14 protein-coding genes are annotated in these 18663 nt (G+C 71.2%); 12 read left to right on the plus strand and 2 right to left on the minus strand.

The annotated features are described in order from the left end of the window. Positions 1-304: 304 nt before the first annotated feature. Positions 305-1549, minus strand: coding sequence for a 5-aminolevulinate synthase (hemA, locus tag AB852_RS08765; RefSeq protein WP_073785783.1), 1245 nt, complete (start codon positions 1547-1549; stop codon positions 305-307). A 212-nt stretch (positions 1550-1761) separates the two neighbouring features. Here hemA and AB852_RS08770 point away from each other — a divergent pair, with 212 nt between their 5' ends. Both AB852_RS08770 and AB852_RS08775 read left to right on the plus strand, forming a co-directional pair. Then, positions 1762-3312, plus strand: a complete 1551-nt coding sequence (locus AB852_RS08770) for a class I adenylate-forming enzyme family protein (protein WP_073785785.1) — start codon at positions 1762-1764, stop codon at positions 3310-3312. A gap of 7 nt (positions 3313-3319) precedes the next feature. Continuing rightward, positions 3320-4876 carry a long-chain-fatty-acid--CoA ligase gene (locus tag AB852_RS08775; protein WP_073785787.1) on the plus strand — a complete coding sequence of 519 codons (1557 nt, stop codon included), beginning with the start codon at positions 3320-3322 and terminating at the stop codon, positions 4874-4876. A 254-nt stretch (positions 4877-5130) separates the two neighbouring features. Here the strand turns inward: AB852_RS08775 and AB852_RS08780 are convergent, their stop codons facing one another. Beyond that, positions 5131-6477: an NsdA family TPR-like regulatory protein gene (locus AB852_RS08780; RefSeq protein ID WP_073785789.1), complete on the minus strand. Its 1347-nt coding sequence runs from the start codon at positions 6475-6477 to the stop codon at positions 5131-5133. A gap of 478 nt (positions 6478-6955) precedes the next feature. Here AB852_RS08780 and AB852_RS41480 point away from each other — a divergent pair, with 478 nt between their 5' ends. From AB852_RS41480 to AB852_RS08830, 10 genes are all read left to right on the plus strand, one after another. Continuing rightward, a complete protein-coding gene (locus tag AB852_RS41480) occupies positions 6956-9463 on the plus strand; it encodes a SufS family cysteine desulfurase (protein WP_079184580.1) in 2508 nt (835 codons plus the stop codon). A 135-nt stretch (positions 9464-9598) separates the two neighbouring features. Then, on the plus strand, positions 9599-10441 hold the full coding sequence (locus tag AB852_RS08790; RefSeq protein WP_073785791.1) for a class I SAM-dependent methyltransferase: 843 nt from the start codon (positions 9599-9601) through the stop codon (positions 10439-10441). A 24-nt stretch (positions 10442-10465) separates the two neighbouring features. Beyond that, entirely contained in the window at positions 10466-10741 is a 276-nt protein-coding gene (locus AB852_RS08795) for a hypothetical protein (protein WP_073785793.1), read from the plus strand. Further along, positions 10738-11784 (plus strand): SGNH/GDSL hydrolase family protein, encoded by a 1047-nt coding sequence (locus tag AB852_RS08800; protein ID WP_079184435.1) that lies wholly within the window; start codon positions 10738-10740, stop codon positions 11782-11784. The genes AB852_RS08795 and AB852_RS08800 overlap by 4 nt, the downstream gene beginning before the upstream one ends. Positions 11785-11949: 165 nt before the next feature. Next, complete coding sequence (locus AB852_RS08805) at positions 11950-14148, plus strand: iron-containing redox enzyme family protein (RefSeq protein WP_073787553.1); 2199 nt, start codon at positions 11950-11952, stop codon at positions 14146-14148. Then, entirely contained in the window at positions 14145-15977 is a 1833-nt protein-coding gene (locus AB852_RS08810) for a carbamoyltransferase family protein (RefSeq protein ID WP_073785808.1), read from the plus strand. The genes AB852_RS08805 and AB852_RS08810 overlap by 4 nt, the downstream gene beginning before the upstream one ends. Positions 15978-16048: 71 nt before the next feature. Then, a complete protein-coding gene (locus AB852_RS08815; RefSeq protein ID WP_073785810.1) occupies positions 16049-16228 on the plus strand; it encodes a hypothetical protein in 180 nt (59 codons plus the stop codon). Further along, entirely contained in the window at positions 16197-17270 is a 1074-nt protein-coding gene (locus tag AB852_RS08820) for a beta-ketoacyl-ACP synthase III (protein WP_079184436.1), read from the plus strand. The genes AB852_RS08815 and AB852_RS08820 overlap by 32 nt, the downstream gene beginning before the upstream one ends. 9 nt (positions 17271-17279) lie before the next feature. Continuing rightward, positions 17280-18347: a beta-ketoacyl-ACP synthase III gene (locus AB852_RS08825; RefSeq protein ID WP_073785812.1), complete on the plus strand. Its 1068-nt coding sequence runs from the start codon at positions 17280-17282 to the stop codon at positions 18345-18347. Further along, positions 18344-18592 carry an acyl carrier protein gene (locus tag AB852_RS08830; RefSeq protein WP_218623241.1) on the plus strand — a complete coding sequence of 83 codons (249 nt, stop codon included), beginning with the start codon at positions 18344-18346 and terminating at the stop codon, positions 18590-18592. The genes AB852_RS08825 and AB852_RS08830 overlap by 4 nt, the downstream gene beginning before the upstream one ends. The last annotated feature ends 71 nt before the right edge of the window (positions 18593-18663 follow it).

Raw genomic sequence — 18663 nt, forward strand, 5'->3', positions numbered from 1 at the left:
CGCACCGGCTGGGGCGCTTCTCGTCATGCCCGGCGCGTGCCGTCACCGGACCTGCGACGCTGATCTTGCCGAAGCCGCATAGCGGCCTGATAGCGCAGGCCGCGACACGGAAGCGAGCGGGGCACCCGACGGGTCGCGGAGAAGCGGAGGAGCCGCGTTCATCTCACGGACAGGGGGTGTTCGCGGGGTCGTTGCCATCACCCCGTCACACGAGCGCGGCCGTGCGGACGCCGCCGTTGGCGGGTGCCCGTACCGACCGGGCCCGACGGCGCGTTGCGCGTGCCCCGGTATCGGGAGGTGCGGGTCAGCCGTCCGTCGTGGCGGGACGTCGCGGGTCCGGGGCGCGTGTCAGCCCCAGTTCCTGCCAGATCTCGTCCAGTGCCGCGACGAACTTCCTTATCTCGGACGGCTCGTGCACGGCGCCGGGAGCGCTCCTGAGGATCTCCTGGCCGGGGCGTACGCTCGGCGCGTTGATCGCCTGCACATAGACGCCGTGGCGTTCCAGGAGCAGGCCGGAGATCCGTTTGGCGAGTTCGTCGTCCCCGACGAAGACCGAGACGATATGGGATTCGTCGGAGACGAAGGGAATCCCGTGTTCCCTGAGCAGTCGGTGCGTCAGTCGCGCGTTCTCCCGGAGCCGGTGACGTTCCGCGTCCGAGGCGCGCAGGTGCCGGACGGCGGCGAGCGCGCCCGCGACGACCGCCGGGGGCAGGGCCGTGGTGAAGATGAAGGAGCGGGAGAAGCCGCGTACGGCGTCGATCAGTTCGGCGGGACCCGCTACGTAGCCGCCGGTGGTGCCGAATCCCTTGGCCAGGGTTCCCATGATCACGGTGAACTCGTCCGCAATTCCCAGGCCCGCGGCGATACCGGCTCCCTCGGGTCCGTACATTCCGACAGCGTGCACCTCGTCGAGGAAGGTCATCGCGCCGTGCTTCCGGGCGATCCTGGAGATCTCGGCGAGCGGGGCGACATCACCGGCCATCGAGTAGACCGACTCCGTGACGATCATCTTCGGACGGTCGGGATCGGTGGCCGATATCAACTCCTCCAGATGCACCGTGTCATTGTGGCGGAAGATACGCTTCTCCGCGCCGCTGTGCCGGAGTCCGTCGATGATCGAGGCGTGGTTCATCTCGTCGGAGAAGACGACGCAGTTCCCCAGCCGGCCGGCGAGCACCGAGAGGGATCCGTCATTGGCGGTGTACCCGGAGGTGAAGAGGAGTGCGTCCGCCTTGCCGTGCAGATCCGCCAGTTCCTTCTCCAGCAGCACATGGTAGTGGTTGGTCCCCCCGATGTTCCGGGAGCCGCCCGCGCCCGCGCCGTACTCGTCGAGGGCTTCCCGGGTAGCCGCCAGGACGAGCGGGTGCTGGCCCATTCCCAGGTAGTCGTTGCTGCACCACACACTGATCTCGGCGTCGATCCCGTCGCGCCGGCTCCGCGCCGCCGGAAACTGTCCGGCGAGCCGTCCGATCTCAAGGAACTCCCGTTTCCCCTCCGCGGACCCACCTTCCTGCATATGCCGCGAGAAGAGCTCCAGGTAATGGTCCATGACGTCAACTCATTTCTCTGTGAACTGCGTCGATGCGGGCTCGGACTGGTAGGTGGGATTGTCCCAGAGCGGCATATCACTTCGATGGCGCGGCCTGCGACAATTCCGAACTCCTCACGCAACCGTTTCTGCAATTCACACTCCTGGCACATCCGCCTTTCGTGTTGTAGGCTCCCCGGAAATTCCTCGACACGGCACCACTGGAGTTCCGTATGCCGTCGAACGAAACGTATGTCAGCCAGATCCTTGAGGTAATCTCCGCGGAGCCGGAAAAGGTGGTCCTGTCATGGCAGGACCGGACCCTGACCGCGGCGGAGCTGACCGCCATGGTCCGGTCCGCCGCGCAGGCCCTGCACCGGCACACCGGCGGGGACGGGAAGGCCACCGACGCCGTGGTAGCGGTCCTCACCGTCACGAACACCGCCCCGACCCTGGTGCTGCGGTACGCGGCCAATCTGATCGGGGCCACGGTCGTCCATCTGCACACCACCAACGCGGTCGATCCGGCGGACCACTTGGCCGCCGACGCCAAGCTCAAGATCCTCCAGGAGACCGGTGCGACACACCTGGCAGTCGACGCGGAGAACGTCACGGCCGCTCGTGAGCTGAGCGAGCGGTCGCGAACTCCCCTCGTCCTCGTCGGTCTCGGCGATCTCGGCCCCGATGTCCTGGACCTGACGGCCGGGAACCCGGACGCGTTCGATCCGGCCGCCATCGAGATCGGGCTCGACCGGACCGCGGTGGTGACCTACACCAGCGGGACGACCGGTGAGCCGAAGGGCATCGCCGTCGACTTCCGGACCCGCAACGGCTTCATCTCCGCCGGACTCCAGATGGGCTGGCGCTCGGTCTATCTGGCCACCCTCCCGCTGAGCCACTCCAGCGGCGCCACGACCGACGACTCGCTCGCGTCCGGTGGCTCGGTGGTCCTGCGGGACGGGTTCGAGCCGGGTGACGTACTGCGCTCCGTGGAGCGGCACGGCATCACCCGGATGCTGCTCTCACCGCCCCAGTTGTACATGCTCATGGACCACTCGGAGGCGGGCTCGGCCGACCTGTCCAGCCTCCAGATGGTCACCTATGTGGGTTCCCCCGCGTCCCCGGAGCGGCTGGCCGAGGCGGTCAAGCTCTTCGGTGACGTGCTCATCCAGGTGTACGCCACCAGCGAGGCCGGTTTCGTCAGCATGCTGTCACCGGCCGAGCATCTCGATGCCCGGCTGCGGACCACGGTCGGCCGGCCGATGCCCGGCTGGGTCCGGATACGCGACCGGGACGACTCCCGCGTTCTGCCGACCGGTGAGACCGGTGAGGTCTGCGTGCGGTCAGCGTTCACGATGAGCGAGTACGTGGGGGAGCCCGAACTCACCGCCCGGACCGTACGGGACGGCTGGGTGCACACCGGTGACCTCGGCTTCGTCGACGGTGACGGTTATCTGCACCTCCGCGGACGGATCGGTGAGGTGATCAAGACCAATGGCATCAAGATCCATCCGGTGACGGTCGAGAACGCCTTCCTGGCCCATCCCGATGTCGTGCAGGCCGGCGTCTTCTGCGTGCGGGACAAGGACCGGATCGAGCACATGCACGCCGCCGTGGTGCTGCGCGAGCCGGGAGCGGTCACCGCCGCCGAGTTGGCGGACCATGTCGGGGCGGTCATCTCACCGAAGCACGTCCCGGCGAAGATCGGCATCCGTACCGCCCTGCCCCTCACCGGTGCCGGGAAACCGGACAAGGCACGGCTGGCCGCGGAAGCGAGCGTGTGAGACCCGTATGACCCTCTCCGTGGCGGCCATACTCGCCGAGTCCGCGCTGCGGCGACCGGAGCACCCGGCGGTCGTGTTCGACTCCCGGAAGGTCACCTACCGTGAACTGTGGGACGGGGCACGCAGATACGCGGCGGCGCTGCGCGAGCGGGGCATCGGCCCCGGCGACAAGGTGGCGCTGCTGCTGCCCAGTACACCGCACTTCCCACTGGCCTACTTCGGTGTGCTCGCGCTCGGTGCGGTCGCGGTCCCCGTCCACGCCCTGCTCCGGGCGGACGAGATCGCGTATGTCCTCAAGGACTCGGGGGCCGCGGCGCTGATCTGCGCCGCCCCGCTGCTGGCCGAGGGCGGCAAGGCGGCGGACGCCGTCGGCACACCCGTGCTCACCGTCATGGAGGAGAGGGACACCCGTGCGCCGCGGCTGGACGCGCTCGCGGCGCGGAGCACACCGATCGAGCGTCAAGTGCCACGTGATCCCGGTGATATCGCGGTGATCCTCTACACCTCCGGCACCACCGGCCGGCCCAAGGGCGCGTTGCTCACCCATCTCAATGTGGTGATGAACGTCGACACCACCATGCTGTCGCCATTCGACTTCACGGCGGACGACATACTGCTCGGCTGTCTGCCGCTGTTCCACACCTTCGGCCAGATCTGCGGAATGAACACCTGCTTCCGGGCGGGCGCGACCCTGGTACTGATGCCCAGGTTCGACGGACCGCGGGCGCTGGATCTCATGGTCCGGGAGAACTGCACCCTGTTCATGGGGGTCCCGACGATGTACGTGGCACTCCTCGACGCGGCCCGGGCCGATCCACGACGGCCCGCGCTCGACCGGGCGTTCTCCGGGGGCTCCGCGCTGCCGGTGGCACTCCTGGACGCGTTCCGGGAGACCTTCGGCTGCCCGGTCCTCGAAGGGTACGGGCTGACAGAGACATCCCCGGTGGTGGCGTACAACCAGAAGGCGTGGCCGCTGAAGCCGGGCACGGTAGGCCGGCCGATCTGGGGCGTCGAGGTCGAGATCGCCCGGGCGGACGTGGAGGACCGGGTGGAGCTGCTGTCCACCGGTGAGCTGGGCGAGATCGTCATCCGGGGACACAATGTGATGGCCGGGTACCTGAACCGGCCGGAGGCCACCGCCGAAGCGATCGTGGACGGCTGGTTCCGCTCGGGCGATCTCGGCGTCAAGGACGACGAGGGCTATCTGTCCGTCGTCGACCGCAAGAAGGACATGGTGCTGCGCGCCGGGTACAACGTCTACCCCCGCGAGGTGGAGGACGTCCTGGCCCGCCATCCGGCGATCGCCCAGGTGGCCGTCATCGGACTGCCGCACGCCGTCCACGGCGAGGAGGTGTGCGCGGTGGTGATGACACATCCCGGCGCGACGCCGTGCCCGGCACTCGGCGCCAGGATCGTGGCCTGGAGCAGGGAGCGGATGGCCCCCTACAAGTATCCGCGGCTGGTGGAGTTCGTGGACGCCTTCCCGCTCGGCCCCAGCGGCAAGGTGCTCAAACGGGAGCTGGTGTCCCGGCTGAGCGGTGCGGAGCGCGTGGCCGGCGGATAGCCCGGACCGCCTCACATTCTTAGGGACACAGTCATACCGGGCCCGGAGGCCGGCGGCCCCATTGCAGGACCGCGAAAAGGACAACGGGGGGGCTGCCGGAGCAGGACAGCGGGAACATCCAGAGCGGGAGAGCAAGGACGCGGTGCTCGGACCCGGCTTGCGAGGTCCGTTCAGGGAGTGGTTCTGCCAGGAGCGGCGGAGAGGTCGCCGCCGCTCCTGGCAGATGAAGCTCCAGCCCCCTTTCGGAGCCTGGCTCAGCTCGCACAGCCCGGCGGCTGTCCTGTTGTGCGCAGGGTGGCCTGCCGCAGGAGCGACTGGACGGAGGTCCTGTCGCGGTGGGGGGCCAGTGTGGTGCGCATGGTGGTGACGGCTCTGTCGATGCTCCGTGACCGGGTGAGGGTGCTCTGTTTGAGGAAGCGCGACCAGGTGTCGCACGCACGGTCCAGGTGGCCTTCCTGGGCCTGTAGTTCGGCTGCCCGGGCGAGGGCGTTGGCGCGCGGTGCGGTCATCTCGGGCGGGCAGAGCCGGGCGCATTCGCCCAGGGCTGCGATCGCACGTGTCCGGTCGTCCAGGTGCCAGGCGACGGTGGCGCGGTGGAAGGCGAGCTGGGCGAGGAGAACGCGGGTATGTGCGTGGGGTGCGGTGGTCCCGGCTGCCGCTGAGGCAAGTTCCTGGGCTGTCCGCAGGCTTGTGCGGGCCGCGACGCTGTCGTGGAGGGCGGCGAACGCGGCCGCGAGCTGTCCGTGGAGAAGGGGGGTGTCGGCTGAGGTGCCGTGGCCCTGTTCCACCGCGGCGAGGGCCAGGTCCAGGGCGGCGGTGTGGTGGCCGAGACGGCCCGCCTGCATGCTCAGGGTGCGCAGCACGGAGGCGAGGCTGTGCCGGTCGCCGGCCTCGTCCGCGAAGGCCGCACTCAGACGGTAGAACTCCATGGCTGTTCCGTGGAGTTCGTCGTCGACGTGGACCGTGCCGCACAGGCTGGTGAGTGACGCCGCGGATGCGAGGAGCTCCTGGTAGAGGGCGGGCCGGGTCCGCATGCGGAAGGAGGGGCAGAGCGTCGTGGCGAGGAATGCGGTCAGTGGCGCGCGGACCGTCTGTGCTCCCAGGACGTGGCTGGTGCGGGTGAACAGGACTGTCAGGTCCCGGAGTCCCCGCAGGTGCGCGGAGGGCATGGGGAGGCTGCCCCGGGGCGGAGCCTTCGGGCCCTGGTACCTGCCCGATCCTGCCGCTCGGGGGATGCCCGTCAGGCTGCTGACGGAGTAGACGAGTGTCCGGCGGTCGCCCTGGCCTGCCAGTGTCCGCAGCGTGTCCGCGGTGCGGGGTCGTTCCTCGGGGTCGGGGGTGCCGGCTCCCGTGAAGCCGGCTTGGGCCGCGGTCAGGGGCCGGCCCAGTCTCCGGCTCAGTGCCTCCGCCACCAGTTGCGGTCCGGTACCACGCGGCACGCCTCCGGCGAGCCACTGCGCGACCGAGGGCCTGTCGTAGCGCAGATCCAGCCCTGTCTCCCGGCCCACCGTGTTCACCGCGCGTGCGAGGTCGGCGCCGCTCCAGCCGCTTTCGGTGAGAAGCGACCGCAGTGCCGCGTTGGGAGAACGCCCTGTGGCCATCAAGTCTCCCGATTCCGACGGAACTTGCTGTCTGTCCACGCCGTGACGTGCCTGGTCCGCGTAAGCGCGGGGCACTGTCCTGCGCCGAATGAAAGCAGGCCGTCCGGGGCGGCGGCAAGGGATGCCACGCGAGGTCATATGGGTGAGCGGAGCGCATGCGTGCGCGGGATGCGAACGGCCCGCCGGACCGGGCGCGGCCCCGTCCTCTGCTTGTTCCGTGCGGGCGGCAGTGACCGTCCGCAGGTCCGCCGGGTGGGAGACGAACAGCCCCGCCCCATGCGGTCGCGGGGCGGGCGTCCTCGGGGCAGCAGGCATCCCGGTTTCTTAACGTCTGCAGAAGCTGAACAGAACCGGACATCCGTGGACTTGTGACGCTGCCGGTGCGGGTCGACGGTGGTGCGAGGGCCCGGCCCGGGCGCATCCCGTCACCGGGGCGCGCGACAGGTGGGAAGAGTTCGTTCTGAAAGGCGCCATGAACATGAACAGTGCGGATCCGTCGTGCAGCTGCGCCGCGCACCGGGCCGTCTCGGTCGCCCCGCTCGCGGCATCTGTGGAAGGTGTCCTGGACGCGGCGGCCGTGCGCGGCGACTTCCCCATCCTCCGGCGGACCGTCAACGGGGGTATGCCCCTGGTCTACCTGGACAGCGCGGCCACCTCCCAGAAGCCGCAGAGCGTCCTCGACGCGGAGACGGACTACTACCGGCTGCACAACGCCAACGTCCACCGCAGCCACCACGAACTCGCCCGGGAGGCCACCGCTCTCCTGGAATCGGCCCGGATCCGGATCGCCGCCTTCGTCGGCGGGCGGGCCGAGGACATCGTGGTGACGAAGAACGCCTCCGAGGCGCTGAACCTGGTCGCCTACTCCCTGATGAACGCCTCGCACGCCCCCCGCGCGCTGCGCTCCCATGCGCTGGGCCCGGGTGACAGCGTGGTCATCACCGAGATGGAACATCACTCGAACCTGATGCCATGGCAGCAGCTGTGCCGCCATACGGGAGCCGAGCTGAGGTGGCTGAGCATCACCGCCGAGGGGCGGCTCGACCTGGACGGGCTGGAGAAGACGGTCGACAGCAGTACCCGGGTGCTGGCCTTCACCCACCAGTCCAACGTGTACGGCACCATCAACCCCGTCCCGGCGCTGGTCCGGCGGGCCCGGGAGGTCGGTGCGCTCACCGTGCTCGATGCCTGCCAGTCGGTCCCGCACATGCCGGTGGACGTCAGCGGTCTCGGCGTGGACTTTCTCGCGTTCTCCGGGCACAAGATGTGCGGGCCGACCGGTATCGGCGTGCTGTGGGGCCGGTCCGGTCTGCTCGGTGAGCTGCCACCGTTCCTCACCGGCGGGGACATGAACGAGTCGGTGTCGATGACCGGCGCCGAGTACGCCGAACCCCCGCACCGCTTCGAGGCAGGCACACCGGTGATCGCCCAGACCATCGGCCTGGCCGCGGCCTGTTCCTACCTCGACGGGCTGGGTCGCGCCCGGCTGGCGTCCCACCACGAGCGGCTCACCGCACGGGCCTTGGACCAGCTGAGCGGGGTGAGGGGCGTGCGGATCGTCGGCCCGGCCGACGCGGCGGACCGCGGGCCCGCCGTCTCGTTCGCCGTCCGGGACCTCGATCCCGACGCCGTCGGTGAGCACCTCGACCGGCGGGGCATCGCGATCCGGGTCGGTCATCTGTGCGCCCGCCCGGCCTGTGTCCGGTTCGGTCTGCCCGCCACCACGCGGGCCTCGTTCTACGCCTACAACACCGACAGTGATGTGGACGTGTTCACCGAGGCGCTGGCCGAACTCGCCGAGCCTCGTTCCGTGGCACCCGGGGCCGCGTCGGCCGCAACCGCCGCGCCGCCGCGTGATCCCGTCGCGACCGTTGCCCCCGGGGACCGGCCGGACACGACCCGCCGGGAACCGGCGCCGACTCGCGACGGGGACGCGGCAGCGTTCATGGACACGGTGTTCGCGGACGCGGCCACCGCGGCCACCGGACTGGCTGTCTCCCTGGGCGACCGGCTCGGGCTGTACCGCGCCATGGCGGGCGCCGGACCGCTCACCCCCGCGGAGCTTGCCGCGCGGTCCCGCACGCAGGAGCTCTACATCCGCGAGTGGCTGCACACCCAGGCAGGGTCAGGCTATGTCCGCACCGTGGCGGACGGTTCCGGGCCGCTGCGCTACGAGCTGCCCCCGGCCCACGCGGAGGTGCTGGCGGACTCCGGTGCCCCCACGGCCGCCGTCGGTATCTTCGCCGCCCTGCAGAGCCTCTACGGTGTCGAGGACCGGCTCGCCGAGTGCTTCCGCACCGGGGGTGGTGTGGACTGGGGCGAGTACCCGCCGCAGATGTTCCGGGCCGTCGCCCGTTTCTTCAGGCCCGCCTACCGCGCCAACATCGTCCAGCACTGGATTCCGGCGGTGGAGGGCCTCCCGGAGCGACTCACCGCGGGTGCCTGCGTCGCCGACATCGGCTGCGGGGTGGGCTACTCCACCCTTCTCATGTCCCGCGCCTACCCCCGGTCCGTCTTCCACGGCTACGACCCCCACCGTGAGTCCGTCGAACGGGCGCGTGTCATCGCCGAGGAGCAGGAACTGGACGACCGCACCCATTTCCATACCCTCTCCGCGGCCGACCTGGACGCCGAACGGCCCCGGGCCGACCTCGTGACCTTCTTCAACTGCCTCCACGACATGGGTGACCCCGTGGCCGCGCTGCGCGGTGCGCGCCGCATCCTCAAGCCGGACGCCGTTCTGCTGCTCGTGGAACCCAACGCGGAACCCGACCCCACCACCAACACCCACCCCACCGGAATGCTCTTCATGGCCCTGTCGGCCGCTCTGTGCCTGCCTGCCGCGGCGGCACAGAACGGACCCGCCGCCCTCGGCAACCACGCCGGCGAGGCAGCCCTGCGGGCCGTGGCCGGACAGGCCGGATTCACCGCGTGGAAGCGCGTCGCGGAAACACCGCGCAGCGCCGTCTACGCCGCAGGACTGTGACCGCACCCGCTCTCCCGGGCCCGGGCCGCCGCGGGCATCGGGGTCCGCCGGCGCCGCGTAGCTCCCGGGCGCGTGCTCCCGGACACGGACACAGCGCCCGCACCTATCAGCCCGATCCACACGCCGGGAGGCCCGATGAGCAAGGACCTGGACAGTTTCGACACCAAGGCCACCTACAGCGACGCCTCCCTCGACTACGCGACCGCCGCCGAGGAGTTCTGGGGTTTCGTCTCCGACGACACCGCCGACCTGATCGGGCCGCGGCCCGGCCAGCGGGTGCTGGACCTGTGCTGCGGGCCGGGGCCGATGACGATCCGCAGCGCGGAACGGGTCGGGGCGCACGGTTATGTCGAGGCCGTAGACATCCTGCCCGAGATGCGCGCCATCACCCGGGACCGCGCCCGGGAACGGGGACTGGACCAGGTCACGGTGCGCCATGGCGACATCGACGAGCTGCCGCCCGGCGACGCGTCCTTCGACGTCGTGAACTGTTCCCTCGGTCTCTACTTCGCCAAGGACATGGCCCGCTCCCTCGCGTCGTTCTGGTCCTATGTGCGCCCCGGCGGAACGCTCGCGGTCACCACGATCGGCCGCAGACTCTTCGAACCGGTCCTGCCCGTCTTCTTCGCCGCATGCCGGGCGGAACAGCCGGGGATGGGCACCTACCTGCCGTGGGTGCGCACGGAGGACCCGGACGTCCTGCGCGCACTGGCCGCCGAGGCACGGCTGACAGGCGTTCATGTGAGTACCCGTGACACGCCCATGCCGCTGCCCTCCCCCGGGGCATGGTGGCCGATCGTGCACGGCAGCGGCCTGCGGAGGCTGGAGACCGAGCTGGACCCCGGCGCCCAGGACCGCGTCAGACGCACCTGCGAGGAGTGGATCACCGCACACCGCATCACACAGCTCAACGTCGGAACCGTCCGTCTGATCGCCACCCGCGGCCGGGACGGCGTGCCGTACACCGTCCCGGCCTGACCCCCGCAGAGAACGGAGATACCCGTGAGCAGCAGAAGCGAAGTAGAGGCCACCGCCCTCAGGACCATCGCCGAGATCCTGGAGGAGGACGGGCAGCACGCCCCACAGGTTTCCGGAGCGAGCACCCTGGACGGGCTGGGCGTCACCTCCCTGGTCCTCGCGCGGGTGGTCATCGATCTGGAGGACCAGCTCGGCGTGGACCCCTTCAGGGGAGGACTCGCTGGGGACTCCCCCCTGCGGACGGTCGACGACCTGATAGACGCCTACACCGGCGCCCTGACGGAGGCCGGTGCGCAGTGAAACTCCAGCGCTACGCCCTGACACCCCAGATGAGGCAGTACGACGACTTCGACAACCGCGGCCACACGCGCTACCTGCCGTACCAGATGTACTTCAACCACGCGGACTACCGCTCGGACGTCCTGAACACCGACCGGTTCGGGTTCCGTTACACCCACGGGCCCGGCGGTCGCCGGGCCGCGCTCGACGGGGCGGCGGAGCAGGGACCGGTGAATCTGTTCGTCGGCAGCTCCGTGGCCCTCGGTATCGGCGCCACCAGCGACGCCACGACCATCCCGTCCCTCCTGTGGTCCCGCTACGCGTCGTCGGTTCCCTGGCTCAACTTCAGCGGCCGGAGCTACAACTCCGCCCAGGAACTGATCATGATGCTGCTCTACCGGCATCTGCTGCCCGGCGTCGAGGAGATCGTCATCCTCTCCGGGGTGAACAACCTGCTCCTCGCCCGGCTGCCGGCCGAACTCCAGGGTGACCACGGAGCGTTCTTCTACTGCAACGAGTACTACGAGCTCATGGAGCAGCTGCGGGCCCGGCACCGCAGGCCCGGCCGCCGGCTGTGGGGCCGGACCGGGCCCGCCCCGGGCCCGTCCGGCCTGCCGTCCCGGAGTGATCCCGTCCATGATCTCGACGAGCTGATCAGCCGTGCCACCGGTCTCACCGCACGGCATCTGGACGGATGGCGCCGGCTCGCCGCGGCCACCGGTGCGCGCGTGTCGTTCGTACTCACTCCGCTGGCCCCCTGGATCCGCAGGCAGCCCGCCCGGCAGGAAGCCGTCCTGTTCACCGAACTCGACAAGCTGTCCCACCTCGGTGTCCCGCTGGACGAGATGTTCGGCGAGATCGGCACACAGGACGCCGGGCGCCGGTACGCCCAGGCCCTTCGTGAGACCTGCGAGAAACAGGATGTGCGGTTCCTGGAGATCGCCCCGCTCATCGCGCGGGCGGCAGCCCCCGAGGACTGGCTCTTCGTCGACCGCGGCCACTTCACCGACCTGGGCAGCGACATCTTCGCCCGTCTGCTGGCGGAAGAGCTCTCCCTTACCTGAAAAGGAGCACCCCGTGCGGTTCATCCGGAAGGTGATAGCGCGATGGCGCCGGCGCAAGGCCCGGCGCGGGAACGACAACTCGATCTACCCGATGTTCTGATGACGCCGGCACTCGGCGGGCCCACAGCCGGGACCGGTCAGTACCACAGCGAGGAGGACGACAGGATGCCCGTATCCACGGCGGAGACAGCGACAGCGGACGGGACGGCCTGCCGGACGCTCTACCGACGGGCCGCCGACCCGGAGGGAGTGCCCCCGGGAGCCGACTGGGTGGCGCGGACGCGCGCCGAACTGGACGGTGCCGCCGGATGGGACGGCGGCAGCGGCCCGCCGGACAGCGGCGGCGCCGGCCTGGACGGCCTGCGGGGCCTCGTCGGCACCTGGGCGGAGGAGGAGCGCGACCGGTACCGCGTCCTGTGCGACGGGAGCGGCGAGACGGCCGGTGTCCTGGCCGCGCGGGCCGCGCTGGCCTGCGCCCCGTTCGCCGCCCACGACGGTGCCTGGCTGCAATGGATGAGCGCAGCGGGAAACGCGGACGGGACGGCGGCCCTGCGGCTCCTCGCGCTGTACGCGTCGGACGTGGGAGTCGGCGGCGCCCGCGCGTCCCGGGGTGACACCTACGTGGCCTCGCTGCGTGCGGCCGGCCTCGCCCAGTACGCGGAGCCCGCCGCACGCCTCGCACTGGACGGCAGGATCGCCGACCGCGACTTCTATCTCCCCGCGCTGCTGCTCGCCATGAGCCGTCTGCCGGACGAGTTCCGGCCCGAGATCCTCGGAGCGGACCTGTGCCTGACCGCGGTCGGCGCGGTTCCCCCGCTGGTGGCGGCCGCCCCGCTGCTGCCGCCCGGCGGCCGGAGCGGACCGGGTCCCGGCCGGGACCCGGTCCGCTCCGAGCACCGCTGGAACACCGTGCGCGCCTGTCTGTCTCCCCGCGGTGACGACAACCGCCGTGCCGTCACGGGCTTCGTCTGGGCTTGGCAGGCCCTGCGACGGTGGAGCGGCGACCTGCACGGCGACCTGCGGTGCGCGCGCGATCCGGCGTACGGGATGGCCGAACTGCTCCGGGCGCGGGCCAGGGAGGGAGCTGTCTATCACGACCGGTTCCTGCTCGCCGGACGTCCGGTGTCCGCGTGGCTGGAGGAATGCCGCGCCGACCCGGCCGGATTCCTGGAGGTCCTGGCGGCGAGCACGCTGGTGCGGCCGGGCCGGTCGCGGGAGAGCCGCCTGGTCAACGGGCTGGTGCTCCAGCGCGGGCCGATGTTCCGCGTGTTCTCCCCGGAAGACCTGACGGTCATACGCCGCTGGATCGACTCACTGCCGAGGGAACCCGGCGCGCCACCCGCCGGACCGGCGCGACCACGCGCCTCCTACCCCGTCCCGCAGGAGACCCCGTGCCACCTCCCGTCACGCCGGACCCCGGGACGCCGGTCCCCGGACTCCGGCGGCCCGTCGGATCTGCGGTCCGCCTACTTCCTCCTCCAGGGCCGCCCACGGACACCGGCCCTGCGCCGGTACACCCTCGACTATCTGCGGGGCTGGCTGGCACGGTCACGCCACGGGATCGACCGTGACCCCCGTCCGCTGCTGCCCGCGGCCTGGCCGAGGAAGGGGCTGCGGCCCTGGCTGCTGGACCAGCACGACCGCCACGACCGGGAGCGGGCCACTGACGGCGCGCCCCTGCCGTCCCGCGGGGAGCTGATCGACGCCACCGTGCAGCTGGCACCCCTGACGCTGATCGACGGTGCCTGGTTGCAGGGCTTCACCGACTACGCCCTCGCGTCGTCCGAGCACGGCCGCTTCCTGTTCGAGACCTACTGGGACGAGCTCGGCAACGGCATGCCCAGCCTCAATCACCCCCTCATCTACCGCCAGGTGCTCGCCGAGATGGGCGTCACGCTGCCGCCGACCGCATCCCGGGAGTTCGCGCGGTGGCCCGGCTTCCGCGAGGAGTCGTTCGCCCTGCCCGTCTACTGGCTGAGCATCGGCCGCTATCCACGGACCTGCCTGCCCGAAGTCCTCGGCCTCAACCTGGCCATGGAGCTCTCCGGAGTCGGCGGCGGGTACCGCCGCGCCCACACCGCCCTGAAGGAACACGGCTTCAGCACCCGGTTCGTCGACATCCACAACACCATCGACAACGTGGCCACCGGCCACGCCGCATGGGCCGCCGACGCGGTGGACGCCTACATGGCATCCGCGCTCCAGACCCGCGGCCCCCAGGCCCAGTCGGCCGACTGGCAGCGGGTGCGTGCCGGGTTCCGCTCCCTCGATCCCCCGGGCGGGTTCCGGGCGCGCCGGGCGGGCCACCGGGCCCGCCGTTCGCCGCGCGGCCGTGCCCGCGGCTGGGAGGAGGCGGAGGCATGACCGAACTGATCCTGGGGGTCTCCGCCTTCTACCACGACAGCGCCGCCGCGCTCGTCGCCGACGGCGTACCCGTCGCCGCCGCGCAGCAGGAACGGTTCAGCAGGCGTCGGCACGATCCCGCGTTCCCCTCCGACGCCGTCCGCTACTGCCTGCGCGAAGCAGGCGCCTCTCTCGCCGATGTCGCGGCGGTCGCCTACTACGAGGACCCGTTGCTGAAGTTCCGGCGCGTCATGGCCACCTTCGCCGCCACGGCGCCCCGCGGCTACCCCGTCTTCCGGGAACGGATGCCCGGCTGGCTCACCTGGCGGCTGCGGGGCGCGGCCACCGTGCGCCGGAAGCTGGCGGAACTGGACGCGGGGCCCGTCCCCGGCATCGGCCGCCGGGAGCACCATGAATCCCACGCGGCCTCCGCGTTCTTCCCCGGCCCGTACCGGTCCGCGGCGGTGCTGTGCGCGGACGGCGTCGGCGAATGGGCCACCACCAGCATCTGGCACGGCCGGGACACCCGTCTGCGGAAGGTCGCGGAGATCCGCTTCCCGCACTCGCTGGGACTGCTCTACTCCGCGTTCACGTACTTCTGCGGCTTCAAGGTCGACTCGGGTGAGTACAAGCTCATGGGACTGGCCCCGTACGGCACACCCCGCTGGGCGGACGTGATCCGCGACAGGCTCATCGACGTCAAACCGGACGGCTCGTTCCGCCTGGATCTGCGGTACTTCACCTACCTGCGCGGGCAGACGATGACCGGCCGCCGCTTCGAGGAACTGTTCGGCGGGAAGCGCCGGCTGCCGGAACAGCAGCTCACCGAGCGGGAATGCGATCTGGCGGCGTCCGTCCAGGCCGTCACCGAGGAGGTACTGCTCCGCCTCGCCCGCACGAGCCGGACCCTCACGGGCGAGGAGGATCTCTGCCTCGCGGGGGGCGTGGCGCTCAACTGCGTCGCCAACGGGAAGATCGCCGGGGCCTCGGACGGCGGGCTGTGGATCCAGCCCGCCGCGGGCGACGCGGGCGGCGCGCTCGGCGCGGCCCTCGCCACCGCCATGGAACGCGGCGCACCCCGCGACCGCCCGGACAGCCGGCACGACACGATGTCCGGGGCCCTCCTCGGGCCGGCGTTCAGCGACGAGGAGATCGGCGCGTACCTCGACCGGCATTCCATCCCCTACACCCGCCCCGGACGCGACGCCCTGGTGGAACAGGTGGCGGCCGCCCTCGCGGACGGCCGGATCGTGGGCTGGTTCCAGGGCCGTATGGAATTCGGACCGCGCGCGCTGGGCGCACGCTCGATCCTGGGGGACGCCCGCGATCCGCGCATGCAGTCGGTCATGAACCTTCGCATCAAGTTCCGCGAATCGTTCAGGCCGTTCGCACCGGCCGTCCTCGAAGAAGAGGCCCACGACTACTTCGACCTGCCGCACACCAGCCCCTACATGCTGCTGGTCGCCGGGATCGCACAGGCAAAGCGGCTACCGACGGCCGCCGACACCGATGTCCGCGGACCGGAGCTCCTGCGGATACCCCGCTCAACGATTCCCGCGGTCACCCACGTCGACTCGACCGCACGGGTACAGACCGTCGACGCGCGCACCCATCCGCTCTTCCATCACCTGCTCACCGCCTTCCGCGGGCGGACCGGCTGCCCGGTACTGGTCAACACCTCCTTCAACGTCCGGGGCGAACCCATCGTGCACACACCCCACGACGCCTACACCTGCTTCATGCGCACCGGCATCGACATGCTCGCCCTCGGCGGCTACCTCCTGCACAAGGACCGGCAGCCGGCCTGGCGGGAGGACGGCGACTGGCGCGACGAGATCCCCCTCGACTGACCGGCCCGGCACCACGCCCGGAACGCCTGGCCGGACGACCCCCTGAAAGGAAGGTGGGGACGATCACCCGCATGTGGAGCCTCCTGCTGCCGCCCGCCTACTTCCTGCTGTTCACCCCCCTGAGTCTGCTGCTGCGGGTCGCCCGTGACCCGCTGCGCCGCCGCTGGGACCCGTCGGCCACCGACTACTGGCACTACCGCCGCCCCACGAGGGACAACGATGAACCGCATCCGCCCCGCGCCCTCCGCTGACCCGGGCAGCGTCATCGGCCCGGCCGCGGCAGGCCGCGCCGCCGTGCTCGCCGGGGCAGGACACTGGCTTCCCCCGCGCGTCCTCACCAACGAGGAACTGGGCGACCGGCTGGGCACACCCGCCACCTGGCTGCACAGCCGCACCGGCATCGCCCGCCGTCACGTCGTCCAGCCCGGCATGGCGACCTCGGACCTCGCGGTCGAAGCCGGGCGCCTCGCGATGGCATCGGCCGGCACCACCGAGGTCGACACGGTGATCGTCGCCACCACGACCCCGGACCGCATCTGCCCGCCCACCGCCCCCGAGGTCGCCGCACGGCTGGGCCAGCCGCAGACCGCGGCCTTCGACCTGAACGCGGCCTGTAGCGGGTTCCTCTACGCACTCGCGGTCGTCGGCGGCATGATCGCGGCCGGCACCGCCCGCACGGCCCTCGTCATCGGCGCGGAGACACTGACCTCACTGATCGACCCTCAGGACCGGGCCACCTCCGCGATCTTCGCCGACGGCGCGGGAGCTGTGGTCCTGCGCGCCGGGACACCCGGGGAACCCGGCACGATCGGACCGGTCGTCCTCGGCAGCGACGGCACCGGCAGCGACCTGATCGCGGTCCCCGCGGGCGGCTCACGCCGGCCCCTGCCTCCTGCCCCCGACACCGGAGCACGCTGTCTGACCGTTTCGGGGCCCGAGGTGTTCCGGCACGCCGTCACCCGCATGACCTCGGTGACACACCAGGCGATCTCCGCCGCCGGATGGGAACTCGACGATGTCGACCGGGTCGTCGCCCACCAGGCGAACGCCCACATACTCGCCGCCGTCGCCCGCAAACTCGGCATCACCCCGCACCGCATGGCCACCAACATCGCGCAGGTGGGCAACACCTCCGCCGCCTCCATCCCTCTCCTCCTCTCCCAGGACGCCGCCGACGGACGCATCGAACCCGGCGACCGTCTCGTACTCACCGCCTTCGGCGCCGGACTCACCTGGGCCGCCACCACCCTCGTCTGGCCCCACCTGCCCGAGCCCGCCGCCCCCGCCCCGTAAGGAACCGGTATGCCTGCCACCACCGCTGTCCTGTGCGGACTGGGCGCGAGCCTTCCCCAACAGGCCGTCTCCAACAGCCGCCTCATCGCGGACAACCGTCTCGACTCCGACGACCAGTGGATTCTTCAGCGCACCGGAATCGCCTCCCGTCATATGGCCGACGCCCGCACCAGCACCGGAGACCTCGCCACCGCCGCGGGACGGGCCGCCCTGGACTCCGCCGCCGAACTCGCCGGGACCCGTATCCACCCCGACATCGTCCTTCTCGCCACCACCACACCCGACCACCGCTGCCCGGCCACCGCACCCGAGGTCGCCCACCGCCTCGGACACACCGGCACCCCCGCCCTCGACCTGTCCGCCGCCTGCGCGGGCTTCGTCTACGCCCTCACCGTCGCCCGCGCCCTCATCACCGCCGGCCACTGCACCCACCCGCTGGTCATCGGCGCGGAGACCTACACCACCACCCTGATCGACCCCCACGACCGCGACACCGCCATCCTCTTCGGCGACGGAGCCGGCGCCGCCCTCCTGCGCCCCGGAACCCCCACCGAACCCGGCGCACTGCAAGCAGCCGACCTCGGCAGCGACGGCGCCCGCGCCGCCTACGCCCAGGTCCCCGCAGGCGGATCACGCACCCCCCTCGGCGCCCCCGGTACCCACCCCGGCGACCATCACCTGCGGATGAACGGCCGTGCCGTGTACACCCAGGCCGTACGCCGGATGACGTCCTCCGCGCTCACCGCCCTGGAGAAGACCGGCTGGACCACGCACGACGTCGAGGCATTCATCAGCCACCAGGCCAACCAGCGCATCATCGACGCCGTCGCCGACCGCCTCCACATCCCCGCCGCCAGGCGCCACGGCAACCTGCGCGAGCTCGGCAACACCGCCGCCGCGTCCATCCCCCTCGCACTCGCCGACGCCGCCACCCGCCGGGCCGCCCACCCTGGACAGCGCACCCTGCTCACCGGCTTCGGCGCCGGCCTCGCCTGGGGCTCCCACACCCTGCTCTTCCCCGAAGCCCGCCCCCGCACCCTGCCCCCGCACCCCCACGACGACAAGGCAACCCCATGACCATGGCCTCCCGCTACGAGCACCTGACCCGTCTGCTCACCGAGAAACTCAACGTCGCCCCCGACACCGTCCACCCCGACGCCACCCTCGCCGACCTGGGACTCGACTCCCTCGCCATCGCCGAACTGACCATGTCCCTCCAGGACGACTGGCACGTCGACCTGGAAGCCGTCAGCACACCCCCCGAAACGACACTCACCCACCTCCTCACCCTCGCGGACACGGCACCACCCGCCACCACCTGAACCCGCCCCGGCACAGCCCCCACCAGAGAAACCCCCTCCCGACCGACCGCCGCGCCGCACACGCAGTCCTC

The sequence above is a fragment of the Streptomyces uncialis genome, from assembly GCF_001905345.1.
GTDB classification, from domain to species: Bacteria; Actinomycetota; Actinomycetes; order Streptomycetales; family Streptomycetaceae; genus Streptomyces; species Streptomyces uncialis.

Coding starts and splice junctions, on each gene's coding strand:
- AB852_RS08810 (WP_073785808.1), top strand. CDS start 14,145: ATGACCGAACTGATCCTGGGGGTCTCCGCCTTCTACCACGACAGCGCC.
- AB852_RS08790 (WP_073785791.1), top strand. CDS start 9,599: ATGAGCAAGGACCTGGACAGTTTCGACACCAAGGCCACCTACAGCGAC.
- AB852_RS08770 (WP_073785785.1), top strand. CDS start 1,762: ATGCCGTCGAACGAAACGTATGTCAGCCAGATCCTTGAGGTAATCTCC.
- AB852_RS08830 (WP_218623241.1), top strand. CDS start 18,344: ATGACCATGGCCTCCCGCTACGAGCACCTGACCCGTCTGCTCACCGAG.
- AB852_RS08805 (WP_073787553.1), top strand. CDS start 11,950: ATGCCCGTATCCACGGCGGAGACAGCGACAGCGGACGGGACGGCCTGC.
- AB852_RS08775 (WP_073785787.1), top strand. CDS start 3,320: ATGACCCTCTCCGTGGCGGCCATACTCGCCGAGTCCGCGCTGCGGCGA.
- hemA (WP_073785783.1), bottom strand. CDS start 1,549: ATGGACCATTACCTGGAGCTCTTCTCGCGGCATATGCAGGAAGGTGGG.
- AB852_RS08825 (WP_073785812.1), top strand. CDS start 17,280: ATGCCTGCCACCACCGCTGTCCTGTGCGGACTGGGCGCGAGCCTTCCC.
- AB852_RS08780 (WP_073785789.1), bottom strand. CDS start 6,477: ATGGCCACAGGGCGTTCTCCCAACGCGGCACTGCGGTCGCTTCTCACC.
- AB852_RS41480 (WP_079184580.1), top strand. CDS start 6,956: ATGAACAGTGCGGATCCGTCGTGCAGCTGCGCCGCGCACCGGGCCGTC.
- AB852_RS08815 (WP_073785810.1), top strand. CDS start 16,049: ATGTGGAGCCTCCTGCTGCCGCCCGCCTACTTCCTGCTGTTCACCCCC.
- AB852_RS08820 (WP_079184436.1), top strand. CDS start 16,197: ATGAACCGCATCCGCCCCGCGCCCTCCGCTGACCCGGGCAGCGTCATC.